The 18,581-nt window shown below is 60.0% G+C and carries 21 protein-coding genes and 1 tRNA gene; 19 read left to right on the forward strand and 3 right to left on the reverse strand.

Translation table 11 applies throughout. The features are described from left to right. Window positions 1-140 precede the first annotated feature (140 nt). Both AB8841_RS19245 and AB8841_RS19250 read left to right on the forward strand, forming a co-directional pair. Window positions 141-1,595 (forward strand): hypothetical protein, encoded by a 1,455-nt coding sequence (locus AB8841_RS19245; RefSeq protein WP_370437413.1) that lies wholly within the window; start codon window positions 141-143, stop codon window positions 1,593-1,595. Between the two features lie 69 nt (window positions 1,596-1,664). Next, window positions 1,665-2,771 (forward strand): PIN domain-containing protein, encoded by a 1,107-nt coding sequence (locus AB8841_RS19250; RefSeq protein ID WP_370437414.1) that lies wholly within the window; start codon window positions 1,665-1,667, stop codon window positions 2,769-2,771. A gap of 272 nt (window positions 2,772-3,043) precedes the next feature. Here the strand turns inward: AB8841_RS19250 and AB8841_RS19255 are convergent, their stop codons facing one another. After that, entirely contained in the window at window positions 3,044-3,472 is a 429-nt protein-coding gene (locus AB8841_RS19255) for a hypothetical protein (protein WP_370437415.1), read from the reverse strand. 147 nt (window positions 3,473-3,619) lie between these two features. Here AB8841_RS19255 and AB8841_RS19260 point away from each other — a divergent pair, with 147 nt between their 5' ends. From AB8841_RS19260 to AB8841_RS19290, 7 genes are all read left to right on the forward strand, one after another. Further along, entirely contained in the window at window positions 3,620-4,435 is an 816-nt protein-coding gene (locus AB8841_RS19260) for a terminase small subunit (protein ID WP_370437416.1), read from the forward strand. Window positions 4,436-4,446: 11 nt separating this feature from the next. Next, window positions 4,447-4,740: a hypothetical protein gene (locus AB8841_RS19265; protein WP_370437417.1), complete on the forward strand. Its 294-nt coding sequence runs from the start codon at window positions 4,447-4,449 to the stop codon at window positions 4,738-4,740. Window positions 4,741-4,749: 9 nt separating this feature from the next. After that, window positions 4,750-5,349, forward strand: coding sequence for a hypothetical protein (locus tag AB8841_RS19270; protein ID WP_370437418.1), 600 nt, complete (start codon window positions 4,750-4,752; stop codon window positions 5,347-5,349). Beyond that, complete coding sequence (locus AB8841_RS19275) at window positions 5,349-5,951, forward strand: hypothetical protein (RefSeq protein WP_370437419.1); 603 nt, start codon at window positions 5,349-5,351, stop codon at window positions 5,949-5,951. Before AB8841_RS19270 ends, AB8841_RS19275 begins: the two co-directional genes overlap by 1 nt. Window positions 5,952-6,015: 64 nt before the next feature. Next, window positions 6,016-6,354, forward strand: a complete 339-nt coding sequence (locus AB8841_RS19280) for a hypothetical protein (RefSeq protein ID WP_370437420.1) — start codon at window positions 6,016-6,018, stop codon at window positions 6,352-6,354. Window positions 6,355-6,357: 3 nt separating this feature from the next. After that, a complete protein-coding gene (locus AB8841_RS19285) occupies window positions 6,358-6,828 on the forward strand; it encodes a hypothetical protein (RefSeq protein ID WP_370437421.1) in 471 nt (156 codons plus the stop codon). Further along, the gene (locus AB8841_RS19290; protein ID WP_370437422.1) at window positions 6,821-7,363 is read left to right on the forward strand and encodes a hypothetical protein; all 543 of its coding nucleotides are present in this window, start codon (window positions 6,821-6,823) and stop codon (window positions 7,361-7,363) included. Before AB8841_RS19285 ends, AB8841_RS19290 begins: the two co-directional genes overlap by 8 nt. Window positions 7,364-7,478: 115 nt before the next feature. Here AB8841_RS19290 and AB8841_RS19295 read toward each other — a convergent pair whose 3' ends face one another. Then, window positions 7,479-7,985: a hypothetical protein gene (locus tag AB8841_RS19295; RefSeq protein ID WP_370437423.1), complete on the reverse strand. Its 507-nt coding sequence runs from the start codon at window positions 7,983-7,985 to the stop codon at window positions 7,479-7,481. Window positions 7,986-8,309: 324 nt separating this feature from the next. On the opposite strand from AB8841_RS19295, the gene AB8841_RS19300 reads away from it, so the two are divergent. The 4 genes from AB8841_RS19300 (at window position 8,310) to AB8841_RS19315 (ending at window position 10,520) form a co-directional block, all read left to right on the forward strand. After that, window positions 8,310-8,555 carry a hypothetical protein gene (locus tag AB8841_RS19300; RefSeq protein ID WP_370437424.1) on the forward strand — a complete coding sequence of 82 codons (246 nt, stop codon included), beginning with the start codon at window positions 8,310-8,312 and terminating at the stop codon, window positions 8,553-8,555. 3 nt (window positions 8,556-8,558) lie between these two features. After that, complete coding sequence (locus tag AB8841_RS19305) at window positions 8,559-8,831, forward strand: pyocin activator PrtN family protein (protein ID WP_370437425.1); 273 nt, start codon at window positions 8,559-8,561, stop codon at window positions 8,829-8,831. 373 nt (window positions 8,832-9,204) lie between these two features. Continuing rightward, complete coding sequence (locus AB8841_RS19310; protein ID WP_370437426.1) at window positions 9,205-10,047, forward strand: hypothetical protein; 843 nt, start codon at window positions 9,205-9,207, stop codon at window positions 10,045-10,047. Then, the gene (locus AB8841_RS19315; protein WP_370437427.1) at window positions 10,047-10,520 is read left to right on the forward strand and encodes a hypothetical protein; all 474 of its coding nucleotides are present in this window, start codon (window positions 10,047-10,049) and stop codon (window positions 10,518-10,520) included. The genes AB8841_RS19310 and AB8841_RS19315 overlap by 1 nt, the downstream gene beginning before the upstream one ends. Before the next feature lie 277 nt (window positions 10,521-10,797). Here AB8841_RS19315 and AB8841_RS19320 read toward each other — a convergent pair. Further along, window positions 10,798-10,887 (reverse strand) — tRNA-Ser (locus tag AB8841_RS19320). A 618-nt stretch (window positions 10,888-11,505) separates the two neighbouring features. On the opposite strand from AB8841_RS19320, the gene AB8841_RS19325 reads away from it, so the two are divergent. From AB8841_RS19325 to AB8841_RS19350, 6 genes are all read left to right on the forward strand, one after another. Then, window positions 11,506-12,480, forward strand: coding sequence for a septal ring lytic transglycosylase RlpA family protein (locus tag AB8841_RS19325; RefSeq protein WP_370437428.1), 975 nt, complete (start codon window positions 11,506-11,508; stop codon window positions 12,478-12,480). Window positions 12,481-12,622: 142 nt separating this feature from the next. Continuing rightward, the gene (locus AB8841_RS19330) at window positions 12,623-13,834 is read left to right on the forward strand and encodes a D-alanyl-D-alanine carboxypeptidase family protein (RefSeq protein WP_370437429.1); all 1,212 of its coding nucleotides are present in this window, start codon (window positions 12,623-12,625) and stop codon (window positions 13,832-13,834) included. Beyond that, window positions 13,834-14,508 (forward strand): dTMP kinase, encoded by a 675-nt coding sequence (tmk, locus tag AB8841_RS19335; RefSeq protein WP_370437430.1) that lies wholly within the window; start codon window positions 13,834-13,836, stop codon window positions 14,506-14,508. The genes AB8841_RS19330 and tmk overlap by 1 nt, the downstream gene beginning before the upstream one ends. Next, window positions 14,498-15,562, forward strand: a complete 1,065-nt coding sequence (locus tag AB8841_RS19340) for a DNA polymerase III subunit delta' (RefSeq protein ID WP_370437431.1) — start codon at window positions 14,498-14,500, stop codon at window positions 15,560-15,562. Before tmk ends, AB8841_RS19340 begins: the two co-directional genes overlap by 11 nt. Window positions 15,563-15,611: 49 nt before the next feature. Further along, on the forward strand, window positions 15,612-17,162 hold the full coding sequence (gene metG, locus AB8841_RS19345; RefSeq protein ID WP_370437432.1) for a methionine--tRNA ligase: 1,551 nt from the start codon (window positions 15,612-15,614) through the stop codon (window positions 17,160-17,162). Window positions 17,163-17,209: 47 nt separating this feature from the next. Beyond that, window positions 17,210-18,541 (forward strand): family 1 glycosylhydrolase, encoded by a 1,332-nt coding sequence (locus AB8841_RS19350; protein WP_370437433.1) that lies wholly within the window; start codon window positions 17,210-17,212, stop codon window positions 18,539-18,541. The last annotated feature ends 40 nt before the right edge of the window (window positions 18,542-18,581 follow it).

Consider the following 18,581-nt stretch of genomic DNA (forward strand, 5'->3'; position numbering starts at 1 on the left):
CCCTGCCGTCTGCCAGTCACCCCGGTCCCATCGCGGGCCCTGTAAGCGACAGTTCACTCCTCACCCACCAGCCTAAGCCAGTGATCCAGTATGTTGACTGCGAGTTGCCTCGCATCGTGAACATGGCTTGCGAGGAGGCGGTGAAAGCTGATGCCCAGCTATACGCCCGTGGTACATCGCTAGTCCGCCCTGTCACCATCTACGGCACGACCACCAGCCGAGGCGTGAAGCGAGCGGAAGGCGCGACGGTCCTCGTTCCGGTCGAAAAGCCCGCCTTGGTCGAGGTCCTGACGAGCTTGATTGACTGGCAGCGGTTTGACGGCCGTAAGACCGATTGGAAGCCTGTTGCTTGCCCGCCGGTCGTCGCAGATACGATCCTCGCCCGCCGTGGCGATTGGCCGTTCCACCAGTTGAATGCGGTTGTCTCCGCGCCAACGATGCGGCCTGACGGTACGATCCTGAATGTGCCGGGCTTCGATTACGAAACAGGAATCCTATTCGCCTCTGAGCTGACATGGCCGCAAGTGCCGGATCGCCCTACGATGGAAGAGGCGTCAGATGCCCTCGGGCATCTCGAGGATCTGGTCGAGGACTTTCCGTTCGTAGACGCGTCAGATCGCGCAGCGGCCCTTGCGATGATCCTTACCGCTCTCGCCCGTCCTTGCCTGCCGTCCGCCCCGATGTTCTGTGTGAATGCTCCGACGCCCGGGACGGGGAAGAGCAAGCTGGTTGATATCGCCGCGATCCTCGCGACCGGCCAAACGGCCTCCGTCCTATCTGCGCCCCGTGAGGAGGCCGAGATGCAGAAGCAACTCGGGGCCACCCTGATGGCAGGAGATGCCTTCATTACCCTCGATAATATCGAGTATCCGCTTCGCTCAGAATTCCTCTGTCAGGTGCTCACGCAAGGCTCTGTAGCGGTGCGGGTGCTGGGGGAGAGCCGCACGTTGAAACTACCAACCTGTGCGACGTTCTGCGCAACGGGCAACAGCTTGCGCATTGCCGGGGATCTGACCCGGCGCGTGGTGATGATCAACCTGGACGCGGGCATGGAGCGGCCTGAGGAGCGCGTGTTCGACGTGGATGTCCTTGAGACGGCGAGGAGGCAGCGCGTTCGCCTCGTGACGGCGGCTCTGACCATCCTTCGCGCCTTCGTGGCGCACAGAGCCCCCAAGATCGTTCCGGCCTTGGGCTCGTTTGAAGGCTGGTCAAACCTCGTACGCTCGGCTCTGATGTGGCTGGGCAAGGCCGATCCTCTCGGCAATACCGAGAAGGTGCGTGAGAACGATCCGGAGCGAGAGAGGACAGCCTCAATCCTCTCCGCCCTGCCTGCTGGCAAGGATTGGACCGCCGCCGAGATCGGAAAGAAGATCCAGCAGAGGCCCGGACTGGACGCAGAGGACGCAGAGGTCCGAGAGCATGAGGCGCTTGCTGAAGCGCTCGGGGAGTTCATGGAACGCAACGGGCAGTTCAATGCGGTCCGGTTCGGTCACTTTCTCAGAAAGCACATGGGGCGGATCATCGACGGCAAGCGGATCGTGAGCCGAGGGAAAGACCGTAACAAAATTGCTATGTGGGCTGTTGAAGACATCTAAGAGGTAAGTATGCCTCAAGCTGGAATCTTCTATATTGCATCTAGGCTATCATTCCCGGCGGATCCTTGAATGCAGTATGACGCTATTACCCTGGATACGAACATCTTTGTCGCCGATGGGCTGAGGCTGGAAAGCGGTATCCTCGCGCAGATGTCACAGTTCAAGTCACGCTCGGAAAAGATCATCCTCTCTGAGGTAGTTCTGCGTGAGGTGACGCAAAAGCTGCAGGAGCGCGCTGGTGAAGCGAGGAGGGATCTCAAGAAAGCTCTCCGAGCGGCCTCAACAAGTGGAATAATCGACAGCGGCAAAGCCGATGATCTTCAGAAGCTTTATGATTTGGCCCTGCCGGAAGGCGATGCCGCTGAGGCGAGGATCAAGCAGTTCCAGCAGGCAACCGGTTTTGAGACCATAACATCTAGAGATGTGGAGGTGTCTGACCTGGTAGATATGTATTTCGGACTTAAGCCTCCATTCGAAAAGTCCGAAGCGAAGAAGGCAGAGTTCCCCGACGCTATTGCTCTGATCTCTATCAACGAATGGGCTAAGGCGCATGGCTTGAAAGTTTTGGCCATCTCGCTTGATGAGGGATGGAAGCGGTACGCTGAAGGATCCGAGTTCCTTGATGTTGAAGGTGATCTCTCTAGAGCTTTAGCGACCTTCCAGGAGCATACTGAGCGAGCTCAGAAATTCCTTGAGGAACTGCTACAGGCCCTGGCTAGAAACGAACAGCCGGAGATGATGGGCCAGATTGTAGATGAGCTTGCTGACGATGTGGGCGCATTAAGTCCCTATCCCGAGGCCGTTACCCCGTTTGAATGTGATATCGACCAAGTAGACTTGGCTTTCACAGATTTCACCTTCAACTCGGATGAGGTGATACTCGTGAACGTCGGCAGAGAGGAGATTGTTGCGAAGGTTGGGATTGAGGTCGAGGCAAGAGCTGAGGCAAGCTATTCGCTTTCGATCCGGGACTCGATCGACAATGATTATGTCTCCATCGGAGGCGGGTCGGTCGACGTTCCAGTAAAATTCAAGGCTTCTGCTCTTCTCACCCTCATAGGGCCATTTGGTGAGAGGCCCGAGGAAGTTGAGATTGACCGGATCGAGCTGGTAGATGCGCCGAGGTATATCAACCTAGGAGTAATCGACATCTTTGAGGCGGAATATGAAGAGTGATAATTCCGATTGCGGAGGTGCACGCCCTGAAGACAATTGTGACGCTGGTTAGGCCTCGCCGAAGCCACACTTCGGGGCTGGGTATGACGCCCACGGAGCACTTGTTCCAATCTGCGGGTGATGCGGGTGATTGCGGGTGTTGTTGTCTACTAAGCGCGAAAATTCGTATAGGGGGTTCTATAAGAGGGTATAAGAGCGAATATTCATGGGAAGCCGGAAACATCACCCGCACCCCCCGCATCACCCGCAACCGCTCTGGGTCTAGGCACCCTTCATTTTATATCGGGCTCATCAGTCTCAGGTTTCGGTTGCCATTGCGCTTTGACCTTCAGGCGGCAGTAATCCATCACGAGACAGTGAAATAAGATTGCGGCAATTGCAGACCCGCTGAAGCTAAGCGCCTCCCTGGTTGATACCCATTCTCCGTCATTTATGCTGCCCCAGCTCTTGGGCATCCATGAAAGGCCAGTATAGAAACCGCTATAGGCGAACACGCCGTAGCCGATGAACGCTGCGGCGACGACCGCGTAGTCGCGTTTACGCGGATAAAGTCCCCTGAGCCCTTCGGGCGGGGCAATCTCATTGCACATAACAAGGAGCCTTTGCGGATTGCTCCAGGATATCCATAGGGCCCAGACGGCAGCGATGACCGGAACGGCGTAAACCAAACCCAGCACGATGGCAGCGATCTTAGGTGACATGCGCACTCTCTCAGTCAGCGGCGGAGGGAGCGTATGCTATGCCCGAGAAGCCATCAAGGCGTGGCCCAATGTCAGTGAGTGGTGGCCTCAACCTTTCGCGTGGGAAACCAGAGGGCAACGTAGTAAAACGTAGGCTGGCCCAACTGGATGACCCCGAAACAGGCGCGTTTCGTAGATGAATACCTTGTGGATCTGAACGGCGCTCAGGCCGTGATCCGCGCCGGGTACTCTCCAAAGAACCCTGATGTGCAGGCGGCTCAGCTCTTTGCGCGGCCAGAGATCGTCGCCGCAATCCAAGACGCGATGAGCAAGCGCGCGGACAGGCTGGAGATCACCTCTGAACGCGTCCTGGAAGAGATCGCAGCCATGGCGTTCTACGACCCAGCTGATCTCATGGTCGATGTCGAACCAGAAGAGGGGGAGGAGAATAGCCCACTCGTCGTTAATGGCCGCACGGTCCTCGGTCTGCGCGGTCCTCATGACATTCAGCGCCTGCCGGAAAACGTTCGCCGCGCAATCGTCGGCTGGGGCTATGACCGCAACCAGAACTTCACGGTGAAGCTGGCGGACAAATCGAAGGCGCTCGATCAGCTCGCGCGTCACCTGTCCCTCTACAACGACAAGCTGGCAATTGACGGGCTCGATAGTTTGGCTGAGCGCCTGGCGCGAGCGTCCAAACGGGGAGAGCGGGAACCTGCCCCTGTCTCGCCCGCGTCTATACCGGACTCTACACCGCATCCGCTGCATGAGCGCCTGCGTCGTGTCACGGCGCACGAAAGCCGTGTGCCCGCACCCAAAGGCGATTGGGAGCCCCCGAAGGCGCAGAGGCCTAACCCGGAGCAACCCAAGCCCCCTCAGTATCAACCCATCCTGCCGGTCTCGTGGCTAACACAGAGCGGTCAGGTCGATGTTGAGTACGACCCAAGCGCTGGCTTCCCCGACTACACCCGAAAGCACAAGTGAAAGGCTCTCCAATGGCAACAGTCTCTCAGCATGCGGCCGCCATCGTGGCCCTGGCACAACAGGCGGATGGCCTCGTCAGCCAGTTCCGCCAGTTAATGGCTAACATCGAAGCCGAGGAAGCTGCTCTCGTAAAAGAGGCACGGATGGGCGGAGTTGATATGGCGTCCGACGCTATCGCCGGACGTCGCAGGCTCGGCCACTACGCCCACTTGCTGGCTGGGTATCCTGCCGGGGCAGCGCTTCCGCGAGAACATTCAAAAACTGTGACTGAACTTGCGACCTACGTTTGGTCGGAATTCCTTTGAGGTGCAGCCGTGACCGATACCAAAGCAACTTACACGCCCGCTAGCTCTGCCCACATCAGCGGGCAGCTTTCCGCTCTTGCGTCCGTTCTGAGGGGCCTTGAGCATGAGGCGGCAACGCTCTCACTTTCAGCCGTCAGCGGCGACCAAGAGGCTGCACGGCGGCTGGCGGAGATCCGCGCGAAACTCGATGGCGCTCGGGCTGATCGTGTCGTCTTGGAAACTGCCCGCAAGCAAGCGCTCCAAGCTGAAGCAGATGCCTTTGTCGCTGCGGCGACTAATGGCAAAGCCCGGCGCTTGGCTGAAGCACGGGAGAACGCCGAACGCCTGCTTGTCACTGCCAGTACGGCCGATGCCTTGATTTCGGATCTGAAGGCAGTCCTTGCGGATCTGAACAGGACCGAAGCGGACGTGTGGACCTCGTTGCGTCTTGCCCATGTGATGCCTCCCGGTGAACTCATTGGCCGCAAGGGAATCTCCAGGCACGTTGTGGACACCCTCAAGGCCTTTGCGGACGGGCGGGACAACTTCCGCAACGACAAACGTACGACCTCAGAGGTTGCCGAAATCGGCTGGAATTTCCTGCTTGAAGACGAAGAGGAGGCCGCGTGATGCCTGAGTTTGATGCGGCCTCCGTTCTCTTCCCCAACGACACTCCGTCGAAGCCAATCGAGGTGCCGGACGGTCCGGTACAGGTCCATCGGGCCGAGCAGCGGCTTGCGACCGATCCCGCCCGCGACAATGCAGGAGACACTGCCAGTCAGCTTTTCAGCACGGAAGGAAAGCCTTTCGAGGGCGGCGCTGTGACGGACTTCTTTGACGGGTTTGCCCTTTCCGCTGCCGGAGACGGCGACACGGATAGAGCCAGCGCATTGCAATCTGCCAGTGAGGCCCTGGTGTCCGACTTCAAATCTGCTGGAACTGACAGCGCCGATCTGGCGGAAGCGTTTGCCATCGTTAAGGAACGGCAAGCCGACACGATGGCCGGTCCCGTCTCGGCTGAAAAGCTGCAAGAGGATTTCGCCTCAGCCATGGCATCACTTGAAACAGATGGCGTCACTATCGCCGATATCGACCTTGCCCGGCGTTTCGTGGCCGATCTCGAAAGAAAGGCACCTGGCACCATGGCTAGCCTTGAGGCAACGGGGGCAGGCAACGACCCCCGACTGATCCGCAAGGCGATTTCTGAGGCGAAGCGCAGAGGCTATCGATGACCGCATGGTTGTGCACCTTCGCGTCCTTCGCTCTCATCATCGTCGTGATCCTAGGATTGCTGCCATGACCGATCATCTCGTCAGCGTTCCGTGCCCGTGCTGCAAGCAGCCGGTGAACGCTCCATCGCTGGATATTGTGATCGACCATTACGGGTTGCGACCATTAGAGGGGCGCGTTCTCTCCGCGATCTGGCGCGGCAAGGGCATGCCCGTCATGGCGGAAAGAGTTTTCGACATAATGTATGCGGATGCCCCGGACGGCGGCCCAGAACCGTCGCGTATGTATGCGGCCTTCAAGGTCTCCCTGTGCCACGTTCGGCAGAAGCTCAAGGGGTCCGGTATCTCTATCGAGAGCGTGGGATACCGTAGAGGCTTCCGCCTTCAGATTTCCACGAAAGGTTAGCCCATGGCCGGTCCTGACATCCAGATCGTTCTAGCCCGCGCCTGCCATATCCGAACCATCGCCCGACGCATGCGCAAGGCGGATCGTGAGGAGGTGTTTGCGGCCTCGGGTAAATCACCTGCCGGGGCCCTGATCTATTCCCTGCGCAAGTCGGCACATGCCTGGACGGCGTTAGTAGACGGCAGGCCCGAAGTTATGTTTGGCGTCGGGGATATCTCGGTCATCGGCGGCGTCGGTGCGCCCTGGCTTCTCGGGACGGATGCCGTCGAAACTCACTATGTCGCCTTCCTGCGCCGGTCGGTCGATTTCAGAGATCAACTATTCCGACGCTATCCAATCATGAGGAATTTCGTGGATGACCGGAACAAGGCGTCCAAGCGGTGGCTGCAATGGCTCGGCGCTCGGATGACTGATCCAGTCGAAATGGGCGGGCATCCATTCCGCCTCTTTGAATTGAGGTCTGCCAATGTGTGAACTGACTGCTATCCTGACGCTCGGCTCTACCCTCTTAGGAGCAGCCGGCCAAATTCAGCAGGCCAACGCGACCGCTGCAGCAAGCAAGTACAACGCCCAGGTCGCCGAGATGAACTCCCAGATTGCGGAGAACCGCGCCAAGTCCACCATCGAGGCGGGCGCTCGGGACGAGCAAATGAAGCGCCAACAGGTTCAGCAGGTCCTGGGCCAACAACAGGCAGGCATGGCAGCCAATGGCGTAGATCTGACGTTTGGTTCTCCGCTCGATACCATTACGGACACGGCAGTCCTTGGCGAGCTGGACGCCCTGACGATCCGCACGAACACCTACCGCGAGGCATACAATGCCCGCGTCGATGCGGCCAACCAGCGGGCGGGCGCGGAACTCTATCGCGGACAGGCAAAGTCGGCCCAGTCAGGCGGATACATTGGTGCGTTCGGAACGATCCTAGGCGGGGCTGGCAAGGCTTACGGACAATACAAGAAACCCGGCTCCGCTCCGTATGGATCTGGCGGCGTCGGCACATACTATTGAGGATAAAAACTTGGTCACAGTCCCTACCTATCAGCGGAACGTCTCGCTTCGTCTACAGGCCAGGGGATTGACGTGCGAGCCTCGCCGGAAGCCTTTGGCGCGGATGTCGGATGCGCTACTCCTCAGACGGCATCCATGGCTTCAGCGGGCTCCTTGAATAAAATACCTTAACCGTCCCTTTGCAGTTGTCGCAGGCGTAAGTCGAGTATTCACCTCTTCCCCCTCTTGGTGTCGTGTCCTGCCCCTTGAACTGAAGGAACGACTTTTGTCGCCTACTGAAACAATTGGCGCATAGCCAATGAGGAGGCTCGCCGCTCTCCATTCCTGGCTTGAGCATATAAGCGAATGATCCACGGTCGATAGGCTTTAGCTCGTAGCGCTGCTTCTCACTTTCCCAGTCTTTAAGCTGCATAACCTCTTGTTCAAGGTCGCGGATTCGCTGCAGGGCCACCGTTTGCGCGTCTTGTGCTGCCGCAAGTGCCTCGCGGGCTTCGAAGATCCGTTCCTGGAGGTCGAGCTTAACTTCATTGATGGCCGCCAGCGTGTTGGCGGCATTTAGGCCCTTCACGATGTCCGTCGCCGCCTTGAGGCTGCTAAGGCCTGCGGTGATCTCTGCAAGCATACTGTTCCCCATATGAATTATCAGCGCGTTCAGCGTAGGACACTTTTCTAAGCCTGTCTCCCTCGTCCTCCTGAGTAGCAGAAGTATGAAGCGGCCTATTTCAAGCATCCGCACCGGCACTGAGCATGCGCCATAGCGCTAATGTGCGTTACGACAGAACATTCCGTAGGTGTGGTGTTGTTAAGATTGCAGTACCATTGTTAAAAGCTCAACATGTTGCGATTAACGCTTCTCATGTTGCGTTTTTACTGTCTATTAAGAGAGTGTATATTTGCTATTATTCTAGGGTATTGGCGGTTTTATCAGAAATACGCGAGGCAAGACATGAAAGTGCTTGATATTGTCCCTCTGGGGCGCTCTCTTGATCGGGAAGCAATGAAGGCGAAGGCTGCAATCGAGGCCATTCCAGAAGACATCAGCGTCGATGATGAGTTTTGGATGATCCAAGCGGCGAGCACCGCTGCTGCCGACATTGCCCAGCGGATCGCTGCTATGTCGCCCAGGAACAAGCGGGAGGCCGCCGTTCACGCGAGAGCGGCAGCTTGGCTCGAAGGCACGTACTGGGGGTGAGCAATGAACACGAACACTACATTTCTTCTAATGGCACAGTATAACGGCAAGGCTGTGATTTCTGTGGAAGAAGTCTGTCGCGACTATTTCAGCCACCTGACGCCGGTCCAGTTCGTCCGCAAGGCGACTGAGGGGAAAATCGACCTGCCCGTCATCATGATCGAGGGGAGCCAGAAGGCCGCGCGAGGTGTCTACCTCGCCGACCTCGCGGCCTGGATCGATAAGCGGCGAGAGGCGGCAAAGAAAGAAAACGACCAGCTCCAGGGGCGGCGTTAAGGCTCGTTCGCTGCGCCGCCGTTGGCCTCCCCACCTGACCCGTCGATTTGTCTAGTGAGGTCGCCGGTGGAGCCTCTCTGAACAGGTTGTGGCTGACAACCTGTGTTACTTTGCAACTTGCGCGTTCGCGAAGTGTTTGAGCGGGCAGTAGAATCTTGTTACGTCTTTGATATTGTCCAGCTGTCGCGGACGTGCAGATCGAGGCCCATCGGTACGTATTCGACACTCGGGCGCTGCCGGTTTAGCCCTCATGTGTATGCCCGTACGTGCAACGGATGGGGATCATCGGGGATCGAAAGACCGGCAGAAATCCAAGAACAACAAAATGGGGGGCGGCCGCATAGGTCTCGGACGAGACCCGGCTGAATAATGAATGCGCTTTGACTTGATCCGGCTAATGCTTCTCGTGCGGCAGCAAGGCCACTTTTGGGAAGCTCGGAATCCGGACGGGAGCCTGCCGACGCGCGAAGAATGGCTCCGCATGGTTTTTTCTCGACGCATCGATTTTGATCATCGTGGAGCGAGATACTCCTTCGTTCCTGCTCAGCCGAGCCTCGCGGCAGCTGTATCTGGCATGGTCACTGGCAAAGTCGGTCGCCAACGGGTCGTGAAAGAAAACGAGCCACCAGACCAAGGTCTCGAAGAGACCGAGCGGGAGCAATGGAAGGCTGTAGAGATTGTGGTTGACCCCCGAGCCCACGACGATGGTCAGAAGGCTGCGCTTGCTTTCGACAAGGACGTGGGACAACCGCTCGCCCTCATGCGAGCCTTGGCCGACGCATTAAACAGCCGCCTCCCGCCAGCGCCTTATGTGATCGAGGCAAATGGTATCGTTGACCCAAACACGTTCTGGCATTTCGTTCAGGAAAACGAAGGGGAGATTACTTCAGTAACATTCGAGCTCGTTGCACCGAATATGTTCGGCATTCGGAACGATCTCGATAGAGAAATGAGGGAATTGAGAGAGAATGAAAAGGCGAGGAAGGCTAAATTTACCTTGCAGAATGAGGACGGTCTTCATCTAACGACCGATCGCGTTAGAGAAACAGCCAACTACACCGCTGAAGGCGGCGGCAACATTGCCGCTCGGACCAAAAAGGGGAAACGTTTTAATTCTAAGAACAAGACAAAATCCGCCATAATTTCGGATGCGGAAATGGACGGCGAAGATCAACCCTCACGCTTCAGACGTATTATTCAGGCAATATTTGACTGATGAGCACAAGCATCGCATATTGCATTCTGATCTGCTTTGCCGCGATAATAGTGGTTCTTTCTATCGGTGCGCCGAACGTGCTAGCCGATAGCAATAGCTTCCTCAGCAGCTTCGTAGGTGCAGAACTGCTTAATATCCTCGGAGTGATCGTTGCGATCACTCTGGCATCCGCAGCACAGATGCACCTCGCCCTCAATGGCATTGAGGAGCGCTTTAATAGGCGCAACTCCTTTGTTGCTACACGCGCCGGGATTAGGGCTGGCTCCTATACGCTTATTATTTTGTTCGCTGCTGCGTTTCTTCTTGTTGTTGCCAAGCCCCACGTTGCAACAACGGCATGGTCCCAATCGCTCGTGAATGGAGCGGCGATATTTATAGTCCTTTGGAATGTTTTGGTCCTGGTGGCGCTCACACAAGGTGTTTTCGCGCTTGGGCCAACATTGAAAGACGAAGGCGGCCCTCACGAAGGCTAACTTGGCAGAGATCCGGCCTCCGCTCCGCATCGACCCTGCACAAAGGTCCTAGGCCGAATGCCTTCTAGGCCTAGCCTTCGAATCGGGAAATCCCATTCAACTGCCCGGCAGTGACCGGCAAGAAGGTCCCTAGTCTCAGCTTTCTCAAGTGCAACTATGTAGCCCTGACGGATGTTGTGAAGGTCACAACAGATCCCATTCACTAGGACCTAAACTAGGACCAAAACGCCGACACGAGAACATCTGTCTTTAAATTCAATTACTTCCGTGCGAGCCGTGGCGGAGGGGGGGGGATTCGAACCCACGGTGGGCTTGCACCCACGGCGGTTTTCAAGACCGCTGCCTTAAACCACTCGGCCACCCCTCCGGCTATGGGTCAACGAAGGCTGGACCCAACCGTTCTCTAAGGCGCTAGACCCGTTGCCGTCAACGTCATTGGGACAACGAAATTCATGGGCAGAGCATCGGACGCGGGAAGTGGCTTCGCACTTTTGGGATTCCCTCGGATGTATCCTTCTTGCGAAAGGCCGGGTCGCCTTGTCGCTGGCGGGGCCCTTCGGGTCCGCACGATGCGCTCGCCGGGCCCCCTCCGGACGTGAGCGGACCGGCCGCATGCACAGTCATGAGCGCGCCCCAGAATATGGCAAAATTAAGTCATTCGGATGCTCCGGAGCGATTTGGGCGAGCTCACCTCATCGAAGTTCCGACCGTATTCGAAGTTTAGAATCCGGCAATCTTCTTTCCGTTACCATGCGGCAATGAGGTTCTTGCCGGCTGTTCTATGCCGATCGCAGGCTTTGCGCGGCCGGCAATGTTGTTAACAATCCGGCAGCTTTGCGATTGACAAGCGGGGCCATTTAACTTCCTTTTAAGGCGACAAAAGCACTTTGGTTGGCTTTCGAGCAGAGTCGGGCGCCGCCATGCGCAGTGCGAAAAGGGGATGCGGAACAACATGCATTGTGATCGCGCTGAAGCGAAAGGCGGCTTGACGGGCATTGTGGCCCTCGACTGCCAAGCTCTCATCCGTGTGGCAGGCGTTGCAGCCATTGCTCTGACCGTCGCCAACTGCTCCTCGAATGTCCGGGGCGGGATCGATCCGAAATATGGCGTTGCCCCGAGCCCGAAGGTCGTCGCGGACGGCCAGCCGGTCCCGAAGGGCGGCGGACGCAACATGGTCGGCAAGCCCTATACCATTGCCGGCCAGACCTATGTGCCGACCGAGACGCCCCGTCCGGCCGAGGGCCTCGCCTCCTGGTACGGCCCCAGCTTCCATGGCCGCATGACCGCCAACGGCGAGGTCTTCGACCGGGATTCCGTTGCCGCGGCCCATACCACGATGCCGCTTCCCAGCTATGCGCGCGTCACCAACCTTCAGAACGGTCATTCGATGATCGTGCGCGTCAACGACCGGGGTCCGTACCATGGCAACCGCGTCATCGACGTCTCGGAGCGGGCAGCGGATGCCCTCGGCTTCCGTCGGCAGGGGACCGCGCGGGTCCGTGTCGAATATGTCGGTCGCGCATCGACCAACGGGAGCGACGATCGGATTCTCCTCGCGAGCCTTCGCACGGACGGCCGGCCGGCCTCTCTGACGAATACCCCGCCGACCATGATCGCTCAGGCGACCCCGCGTCCCGCGTCTGCACCGCGTCAGGCCATCGGAATCGGCGGCGACGAGCCGGACGACGGTATCGATGCCGTGCCTGCCATGCCTCAACGGGTTGCGTTCTCCGCCCACGGCAATGTTCCGCTGCCGCCGGAGCGTCCCTTCGATCTGGGCACGATCCCGGGCGCGAGCGGCCCCCGTATAACCATGAGCTCCGCCGGCTCGACGGCCTTGCCGCCGTCACGTCCCGTGGTTGCGGGCCTGTATTATGCGTCTCCTGAAGTCCCGCGCGCTGGCTTCCAGAAGAGCAGCAGCTTCAGCAATCTGAATCAGTCGGCTTTCGTCCTTCGCTGAAAAATCAAGGGGGCGGACCAGCGCTTCCGTCCCGCCATTGCGGCCGTGCGACCGCGCACAGCTTATCCTGACGCAACGTTGATTTGCCATTGACGCGCTACAGATTCAGGCTCTCCTACCGGAAGAGTCTGGATCCCTTACAATGCGTCAAATACTGTCTGCCCGCTCCCTCGCGACCGCGTTTCTTGTTCTCGGTGCCCTGGCATTGACCGGGCTCGCGCCTGATGGGGCACAGGCACAGACATTCCAGTCCAACGCTCCCACGGCCATTCTGATGGATGCCGACAGTCACGGCGTTCTTTACGAGAAAAACGCCGATGAGCTGACGGCACCGGCCAGCATGGCAAAGACCATGACGGCGGAAATCGTCTTCAACGAGATCAAGAGCGGGCGCCTTTCCTTCGACAGCACCTTCACGATTTCCGAGAATGCGTGGCGCAAGGGCGGAGCGGGCTCCGGCGGTTCCTCGATGTTCGCCCAGGTCCACAGCACCATCCGCCTCGAAGATCTGCTGCGAGGGCTCGTGGTCCAGTCCGGGAACGACGCCGCGATCGCTCTCGCGGAGGGAATCGCCGGGACGGAGGAGAACTTCGCCAAGATGATGAACGAGCGCGCGCGCGTCATCGGCCTGACGCATTCGACATTCCGGAACGCGACCGGATACGGGCACCCGGACCAGAAGGTGACGGTGCGCGACCTCGCGAAGCTCGCCCTCCACATCATCGAGACTTATCCGGATCTCTACAAGCTCTTCGGAGAGCGGGAGTTCACCTGGAACAAGATCCGGCAGCTCAATCGGAACCCGTTGCTGGCCATGGATATCGGCGCGGACGGCCTGAAGACCGGCAATATCGACGAGTCCGGCTTCGGCCTGATCGGATCCGCCGTCCAGAACGGCCAACGCCTGATCGTGGTGGTCAACGGCCTGAAGACGGCCCGGGACAGGGCAAACGAATCTCGAAAGCTCCTGGACTGGGGCTTCAGGGCCTTCGAATCCCGGGAACTCTTCACGGAAGGGCAGGTCGTCGGCGAGGCTCAGGTGTTCGGCGGCAGCAAGCGTTCCCTGCCGCTTGTCTCCTTGAAGCCTATTCGTGTACTTGTGCCGCGGGGAGACAGCGAGCGGGTGACGGCTCGCATCCTCTATACCGGTCCTCTCAAGGCCCCCATCCAGAAGGGGGACGAGGTGGCCCGGCTTCAGGTCAACCGGGGTGAGATGCAGGCGCTCGAATTGCCGCTTTACGCCAATGAAGACATTCGGGAGGGCACCCTGAGCCAGCGCGCTCTGGATGGCCTGCTGGAATTCGGCACGGGCTGGGTGCGGCGCGCCTTTTCGAGCGTCATCGAAAGAATTTGATGGCGGGTCGGTTCATTACGTTCGAAGGCGGGGAGGGCGCAGGCAAGTCGACCCAGATCGCAAGGCTGAAGGAGCGCCTGGAGGCCCTCGGGCACCCGACGCTCGTCACCCGCGAGCCCGGCGGGTCGCCCCTGGGCGAGACCATCCGGACCTTCATTCTGGCCGGCCGCGCCAAGCCTTTGGGGCCCTTCGCGGAGGCCCTCATGTTCGCGGCCGCCCGGATCGACCACCTGGACCGGGTGATCGTCCCGGCGCTGCGGAACGGCACCCACGTCCTGTGCGACCGCTTTGCGGATTCCACTCGGGCCTACCAGGGCTCCTCCGGCGCAATCCCTGCGTCCCTGATCGACGACCTCGAGCGCGTGACCCTGGCCGGGACCAGGCCCGACCTGACCTTCATTCTCGACATGCCGGCGGAGGCCGGCCTCGCCCGCGCCGGAGAGCGCCGGGCGCGAAAAGGCGAGGGGGTGGATCGCTTCGAGGACGAGGATCTCTCGTTTCACCGGGCTCTGCGCCAGGCCTTCCTGGCCATTGCCAAGGCCGCCCCGCAGCGCTGCGCCGTCATCGATGCCGACCAAACGCCGGACGAGGTCGAGGCCGCGATCTGGGCGACTCTGCGGGAGCGGCTCCCGGCACTGACCGAACATGCCGAGAGGCCACTCGATGTCGCGTGACGCGCAAGGGGCCGTTGAGCCCGACCAGTTCGACGGGGCTCCGCACCCGCGGGACCAGTTCGCCTTTTTCGGCCACCGGGAAGGCGAGGGGGCCTTCATCGAGGGACTTCGCAGCGGCAGGCTCCACCATGCCTGGCTGATCGGCGGGCCGCAGGGGATCGGCAAGGCGACTCTCGCCTATCGCCTGGCCCGAACCGTCCTCGATCCGCGCCGGACGCAGGATCCGGCGCTCGACAGCCTGGACATGCCGCCGGACGCGGGCGTGGCGCGGCAGGTCTCCGCGCTCTCGCATCCGAACCTGTCCGTCCTCCGGCGGGCTCCCGCCACCGACAAGAAGGCCGCGTCGACGACCATTCCCGTTGATGCCGTCCGCAAGGCCCTGAACATGTTCGGCTCCACGGCCGCCGACGGAGGCTATCGGGTCTGCATCGTCGACAGCGCCGAGGATCTGACGATCTCCAGCGCCAACGCGCTCCTCAAGGTCATCGAGGAACCACCGCCGCGCTCCCTGTTCCTGATCGTCAGCCATGCGCCCCAGCGGGTCCTGCCGACCATCCGCTCCCGCTGCCGGCGTCTTCTTCTGCGCTCTCTCGACGCCGACCAGATCAAGGCCGCCATCCGCTCCCTGGGAGAGCCCTGGGCCGACATGCCGGGCGGGCTGATCGAACAGGCGCTGCCTTTCGGCGAAGGATCCGTGCGGCGGACCCTGGAACTGCTCGACGCGGACAAGGTTGCGTTCATCGAGCAGGTGACGAGGCATCTCGACGGCCTGCCACGGGTGGACACGAGGCAGATCCACGCCCTTGCCGAAGCGCTCGCGAGGCGGGACGCCGACGACAGCTATGAGCTTGCCCTGGAGACCATCGAGCGGTGGATTTCCGGCAAGCTGCGCGAACAGGCCGGCATCGGTCCCGCACGCCTTGCGCCTTTGGTGGAGGTGTGTGAGAAGATGACCCGGACGGCTCGCGAGATCGACGTGTTCAACCTCGACCGCCGGCCCTTCATCCTGACGCTGTTCGACGATCTTGCTCACGCGGTTCGGCGGGCAACCTGAGCGCGCGTCGGGACCGTCGACGAGATTTCAGGATTTTCAAGGTTCCGCCATGGCCGACAAGCAAAAGTTCTATATCACCACGGCTATCTCCTATCCGAATGGCGCCCCCCATATCGGCCATGCCTACGAGGTCGTCGCAACGGACGCGATCGCACGGTTCAAGCGCATCGACGGCTACGACGTGTTCTTCATGACCGGCACGGACGAGCACGGACTCAAGATTCAGCAGACGGCCGACCGGAACGGAACGACGCCGAAGGCCTTCGTGGACGAGATGGCGACGAAGTTCCGCGCGATGGCCGATCGCCTGGATTGCTCCTACGACCGTTTCATCCGCACCACGGATTCGGATCACCTGCCCTCCACGCAGGAACTGTGGCGGCGGATGCAGGAGAAGGGCGACATCTATCTCTCCAAGTATTCCGGCTGGTACTCGGTGCGCGACGAGGCCTATTACGACGAGAGCGACCTGACGAAGCAGCCCGACGGCAGCTGGCGCGCGCCCACGGGGGCTCCTGTCGAATGGATCGAGGAGGAAAGCTATTTCTTCCGTCTCTCCGCCTATCAGGACCGCCTGCTCGAGCATTATGCGGAAAAACCGGACTTCATCAGCCCGGAAACCCGCCGCAACGAGATCACGAGCTTCGTCCGCTCGGGCCTCCAGGATCTCTCGATCAGCCGCACCACCTTCAACTGGGGCCTGCCGGTGCCCGGCGATCCGAAACACGTGATGTATGTCTGGATCGACGCGCTCAACAATTACCTGACGGGCTGCGGCTTCCCGGATGAAAACGATCCGCGCTGGCATTACTGGCCCGCGGACGTTCACATCATCGGCAAGGACATCGTGCGCTTCCACACGGTCTACTGGCCGGCCTTCCTCATGTCGGCGGAACTGCCGCTGCCCAAGCGCGTGTTCGGCCACGGCTTCCTGCTCAACAAGGGCGAGAAGATGTCGAAGTCGGTCGGCAACGTGGTCGATCCGTTCGATCTCGCCGAGACCTATGGCGTCGACCAGATCCGCTATTTCTTCATGCGCGAAGTGCCTTTCGGACAGGATGGCAACTACTCGCACGAGGCGATCGTCAACCGCATCAACGCGGACCTGGCGAACGACCTCGGCAACCTGGCCCAGCGCTCGCTCTCGATGATCGCCAAGAACTGCGAAGGCGCGGTTCCCGGGCGCGGCGAACTCACGCAGGCCGACCAGGACATCCTCTGGCTCGCGGATGCGCTGCCCGAGAAGGCGAGGGCGGCCATGAAGGATTTTTCCGTCCACACCGCCTTGGCCGAAATCTGGGCCGTGGTCGCCGAAGCGAACCGCTATTTCGCATCCCAGGAGCCTTGGGTCCTGCGCAAGAGCGATCCGGAACGCATGGGCACCGTCCTGTACGTCACGGCGGAGGTTCTGAGGGCCGTCGCGATCCTGGCCCAGCCCTTCGTGCCGACCGCTGCGGCCAAGCTCCTGGATCTGCTGTCGGTCGCCCCCGAGGACAGGGTCCTTTCGGCAGTCGGGCCGGACCACCGCCTGTCGGCGGGAACGCCGCTCCCGCAACCGGCTCCGATTTTCCCGCGTTATGTGGAGGCGGAAGCATCCTGACGCTTCCGCTTTGACAGGCCCGGACGGGCCTTCAGCGGAAGTGGGACATGTACACCACCTTCATGTTTGCGACCGGGATCGAGAACAGCATCCCGACCATCAATAACGGCCGCACCCGCATCGACGAGATGGAGAAGTGCGGCCATTACGAAAACTGGCTCACCGATTTCGAGCTCCTGGCCGAGCTCGACATCCAGGTCCTGCGCTACGGCCCCCCGCTGCACAAGACCTTCCTGGGGCCCGGGCGTTACGACTGGTCCTTCGCCGACATGACCTTCGGCGAACTCGAGCGCCGCAACATCATTCCCATCGTCGATTTGTGCCATTTCGGCGTTCCGGACTGGATCGGAAATTTCCAGAACCCGGATTTTCCAATGTTGTTCGCCAGTTACGCCGAGGCCTTCGCGCAACGCTTTTACTGGGTGCAGCTCTATACCCCCATCAACGAAATGTTCATCTGCGCCACCTTCTCGGCGGCCTATGGCTGGTGGAACGAGCAGATGCGGAGCGACGAGGCCTTCGTCACGGCGCTCAAGCACATCGTGAAGGCGAACGTGCTCGCCATGGAGCGCATCCTCAAGGTGCGCCCGGACGTTCTCTTCATCCAGAGCGAATCCTCGGAATATTTCCATGCGGAGAACCCGGCAGCGATCAAGCCCGCCGAGATCATGAATGCCCGCCGTTTCCTCTCCCTCGACCTGAATTACGGCCGCCGCGTCGACTCGGAGATGTACGAGTTTCTCATGGACAACGGGATGACGCGGAAGGAATACCATTTCTTCCTCAATCGTTCGTCCCTGCGCCATCATTGCATCATGGGCAACGATTACTACCTCACCAACGAACACCGGGTGAGGGCGGACGGCTCCTCGACAGCCGCCGGAGACGTATTCGGCTACGACGAGATCACGCGTCAGTACTACGACCGCTATCGGCTGCCCGTGATGCACACAGAAACTAACCTGATGGAGGGGCCGACCGGCGAAGAGGCCGTCGACTGGCTGTGGAAGCAATGGGCCAACGTTCTCAGGGTGCGCAACAACGGCGTGCCGATCGTCGGCTTTACCTGGTATTCCCTGACCGATCAGGTGGATTGGGACGTGGCTCTGCGCGTGGAGAACAACCGGGTCACGCCCGTGGGCCTCTATGATCTGGACCGCAACATCAGACCTGTCGGTCGACGCTACAAGCAACTGATCAAGGATTGGTGCGACGTCCTGCCGGCCCAGAGCGTGTGCCTTACGGTTCCCGTGACATGGCCCCACGAGATGGAGGAACTCATCGTCCGCAGGCATCAGGATAGGCTCCGCAAGATGCGGAGCAAGGAAGCCCGCGAGGACGACGAGCCAGCCGCCACGACCCAGGAGGTTCGTCGCTAGACGAACCCGCCGATCCGATCTATGCAACCCGCATGGTTAA

Origin of the sequence: Microvirga sp. TS319 (genome assembly GCF_041276405.1) — a bacterium.
Lineage (GTDB): Bacteria > Pseudomonadota > Alphaproteobacteria > Rhizobiales > Beijerinckiaceae > Microvirga.

What these genes read in the sequence shown, in the direction of transcription:
- AB8841_RS19250 (WP_370437414.1), top strand. Translation starts at nt 1,665, where the DNA reads ATGCAGTATGACGCTATTACCCTGGATACGAACATCTTTGTCGCCGAT.
- AB8841_RS19255 (WP_370437415.1), bottom strand. Translation starts at nt 3,472, where the DNA reads ATGTCACCTAAGATCGCTGCCATCGTGCTGGGTTTGGTTTACGCCGTT.
- AB8841_RS19260 (WP_370437416.1), top strand. Translation starts at nt 3,620, where the DNA reads ATGACCCCGAAACAGGCGCGTTTCGTAGATGAATACCTTGTGGATCTG.
- AB8841_RS19265 (WP_370437417.1), top strand. Translation starts at nt 4,447, where the DNA reads ATGGCAACAGTCTCTCAGCATGCGGCCGCCATCGTGGCCCTGGCACAA.
- AB8841_RS19275 (WP_370437419.1), top strand. Translation starts at nt 5,349, where the DNA reads ATGCCTGAGTTTGATGCGGCCTCCGTTCTCTTCCCCAACGACACTCCG.
- AB8841_RS19280 (WP_370437420.1), top strand. Translation starts at nt 6,016, where the DNA reads ATGACCGATCATCTCGTCAGCGTTCCGTGCCCGTGCTGCAAGCAGCCG.
- AB8841_RS19285 (WP_370437421.1), top strand. Translation starts at nt 6,358, where the DNA reads ATGGCCGGTCCTGACATCCAGATCGTTCTAGCCCGCGCCTGCCATATC.
- AB8841_RS19290 (WP_370437422.1), top strand. Translation starts at nt 6,821, where the DNA reads ATGTGTGAACTGACTGCTATCCTGACGCTCGGCTCTACCCTCTTAGGA.
- AB8841_RS19295 (WP_370437423.1), bottom strand. Translation starts at nt 7,985, where the DNA reads ATGCTTGCAGAGATCACCGCAGGCCTTAGCAGCCTCAAGGCGGCGACG.
- AB8841_RS19300 (WP_370437424.1), top strand. Translation starts at nt 8,310, where the DNA reads ATGAAAGTGCTTGATATTGTCCCTCTGGGGCGCTCTCTTGATCGGGAA.
- AB8841_RS19305 (WP_370437425.1), top strand. Translation starts at nt 8,559, where the DNA reads ATGAACACGAACACTACATTTCTTCTAATGGCACAGTATAACGGCAAG.
- AB8841_RS19310 (WP_370437426.1), top strand. Translation starts at nt 9,205, where the DNA reads ATGCGCTTTGACTTGATCCGGCTAATGCTTCTCGTGCGGCAGCAAGGC.
- AB8841_RS19315 (WP_370437427.1), top strand. Translation starts at nt 10,047, where the DNA reads ATGAGCACAAGCATCGCATATTGCATTCTGATCTGCTTTGCCGCGATA.
- AB8841_RS19330 (WP_370437429.1), top strand. Translation starts at nt 12,623, where the DNA reads ATGCGTCAAATACTGTCTGCCCGCTCCCTCGCGACCGCGTTTCTTGTT.
- tmk (WP_370437430.1), top strand. Translation starts at nt 13,834, where the DNA reads ATGGCGGGTCGGTTCATTACGTTCGAAGGCGGGGAGGGCGCAGGCAAG.
- AB8841_RS19340 (WP_370437431.1), top strand. Translation starts at nt 14,498, where the DNA reads ATGTCGCGTGACGCGCAAGGGGCCGTTGAGCCCGACCAGTTCGACGGG.
- metG (WP_370437432.1), top strand. Translation starts at nt 15,612, where the DNA reads ATGGCCGACAAGCAAAAGTTCTATATCACCACGGCTATCTCCTATCCG.
- AB8841_RS19350 (WP_370437433.1), top strand. Translation starts at nt 17,210, where the DNA reads ATGTACACCACCTTCATGTTTGCGACCGGGATCGAGAACAGCATCCCG.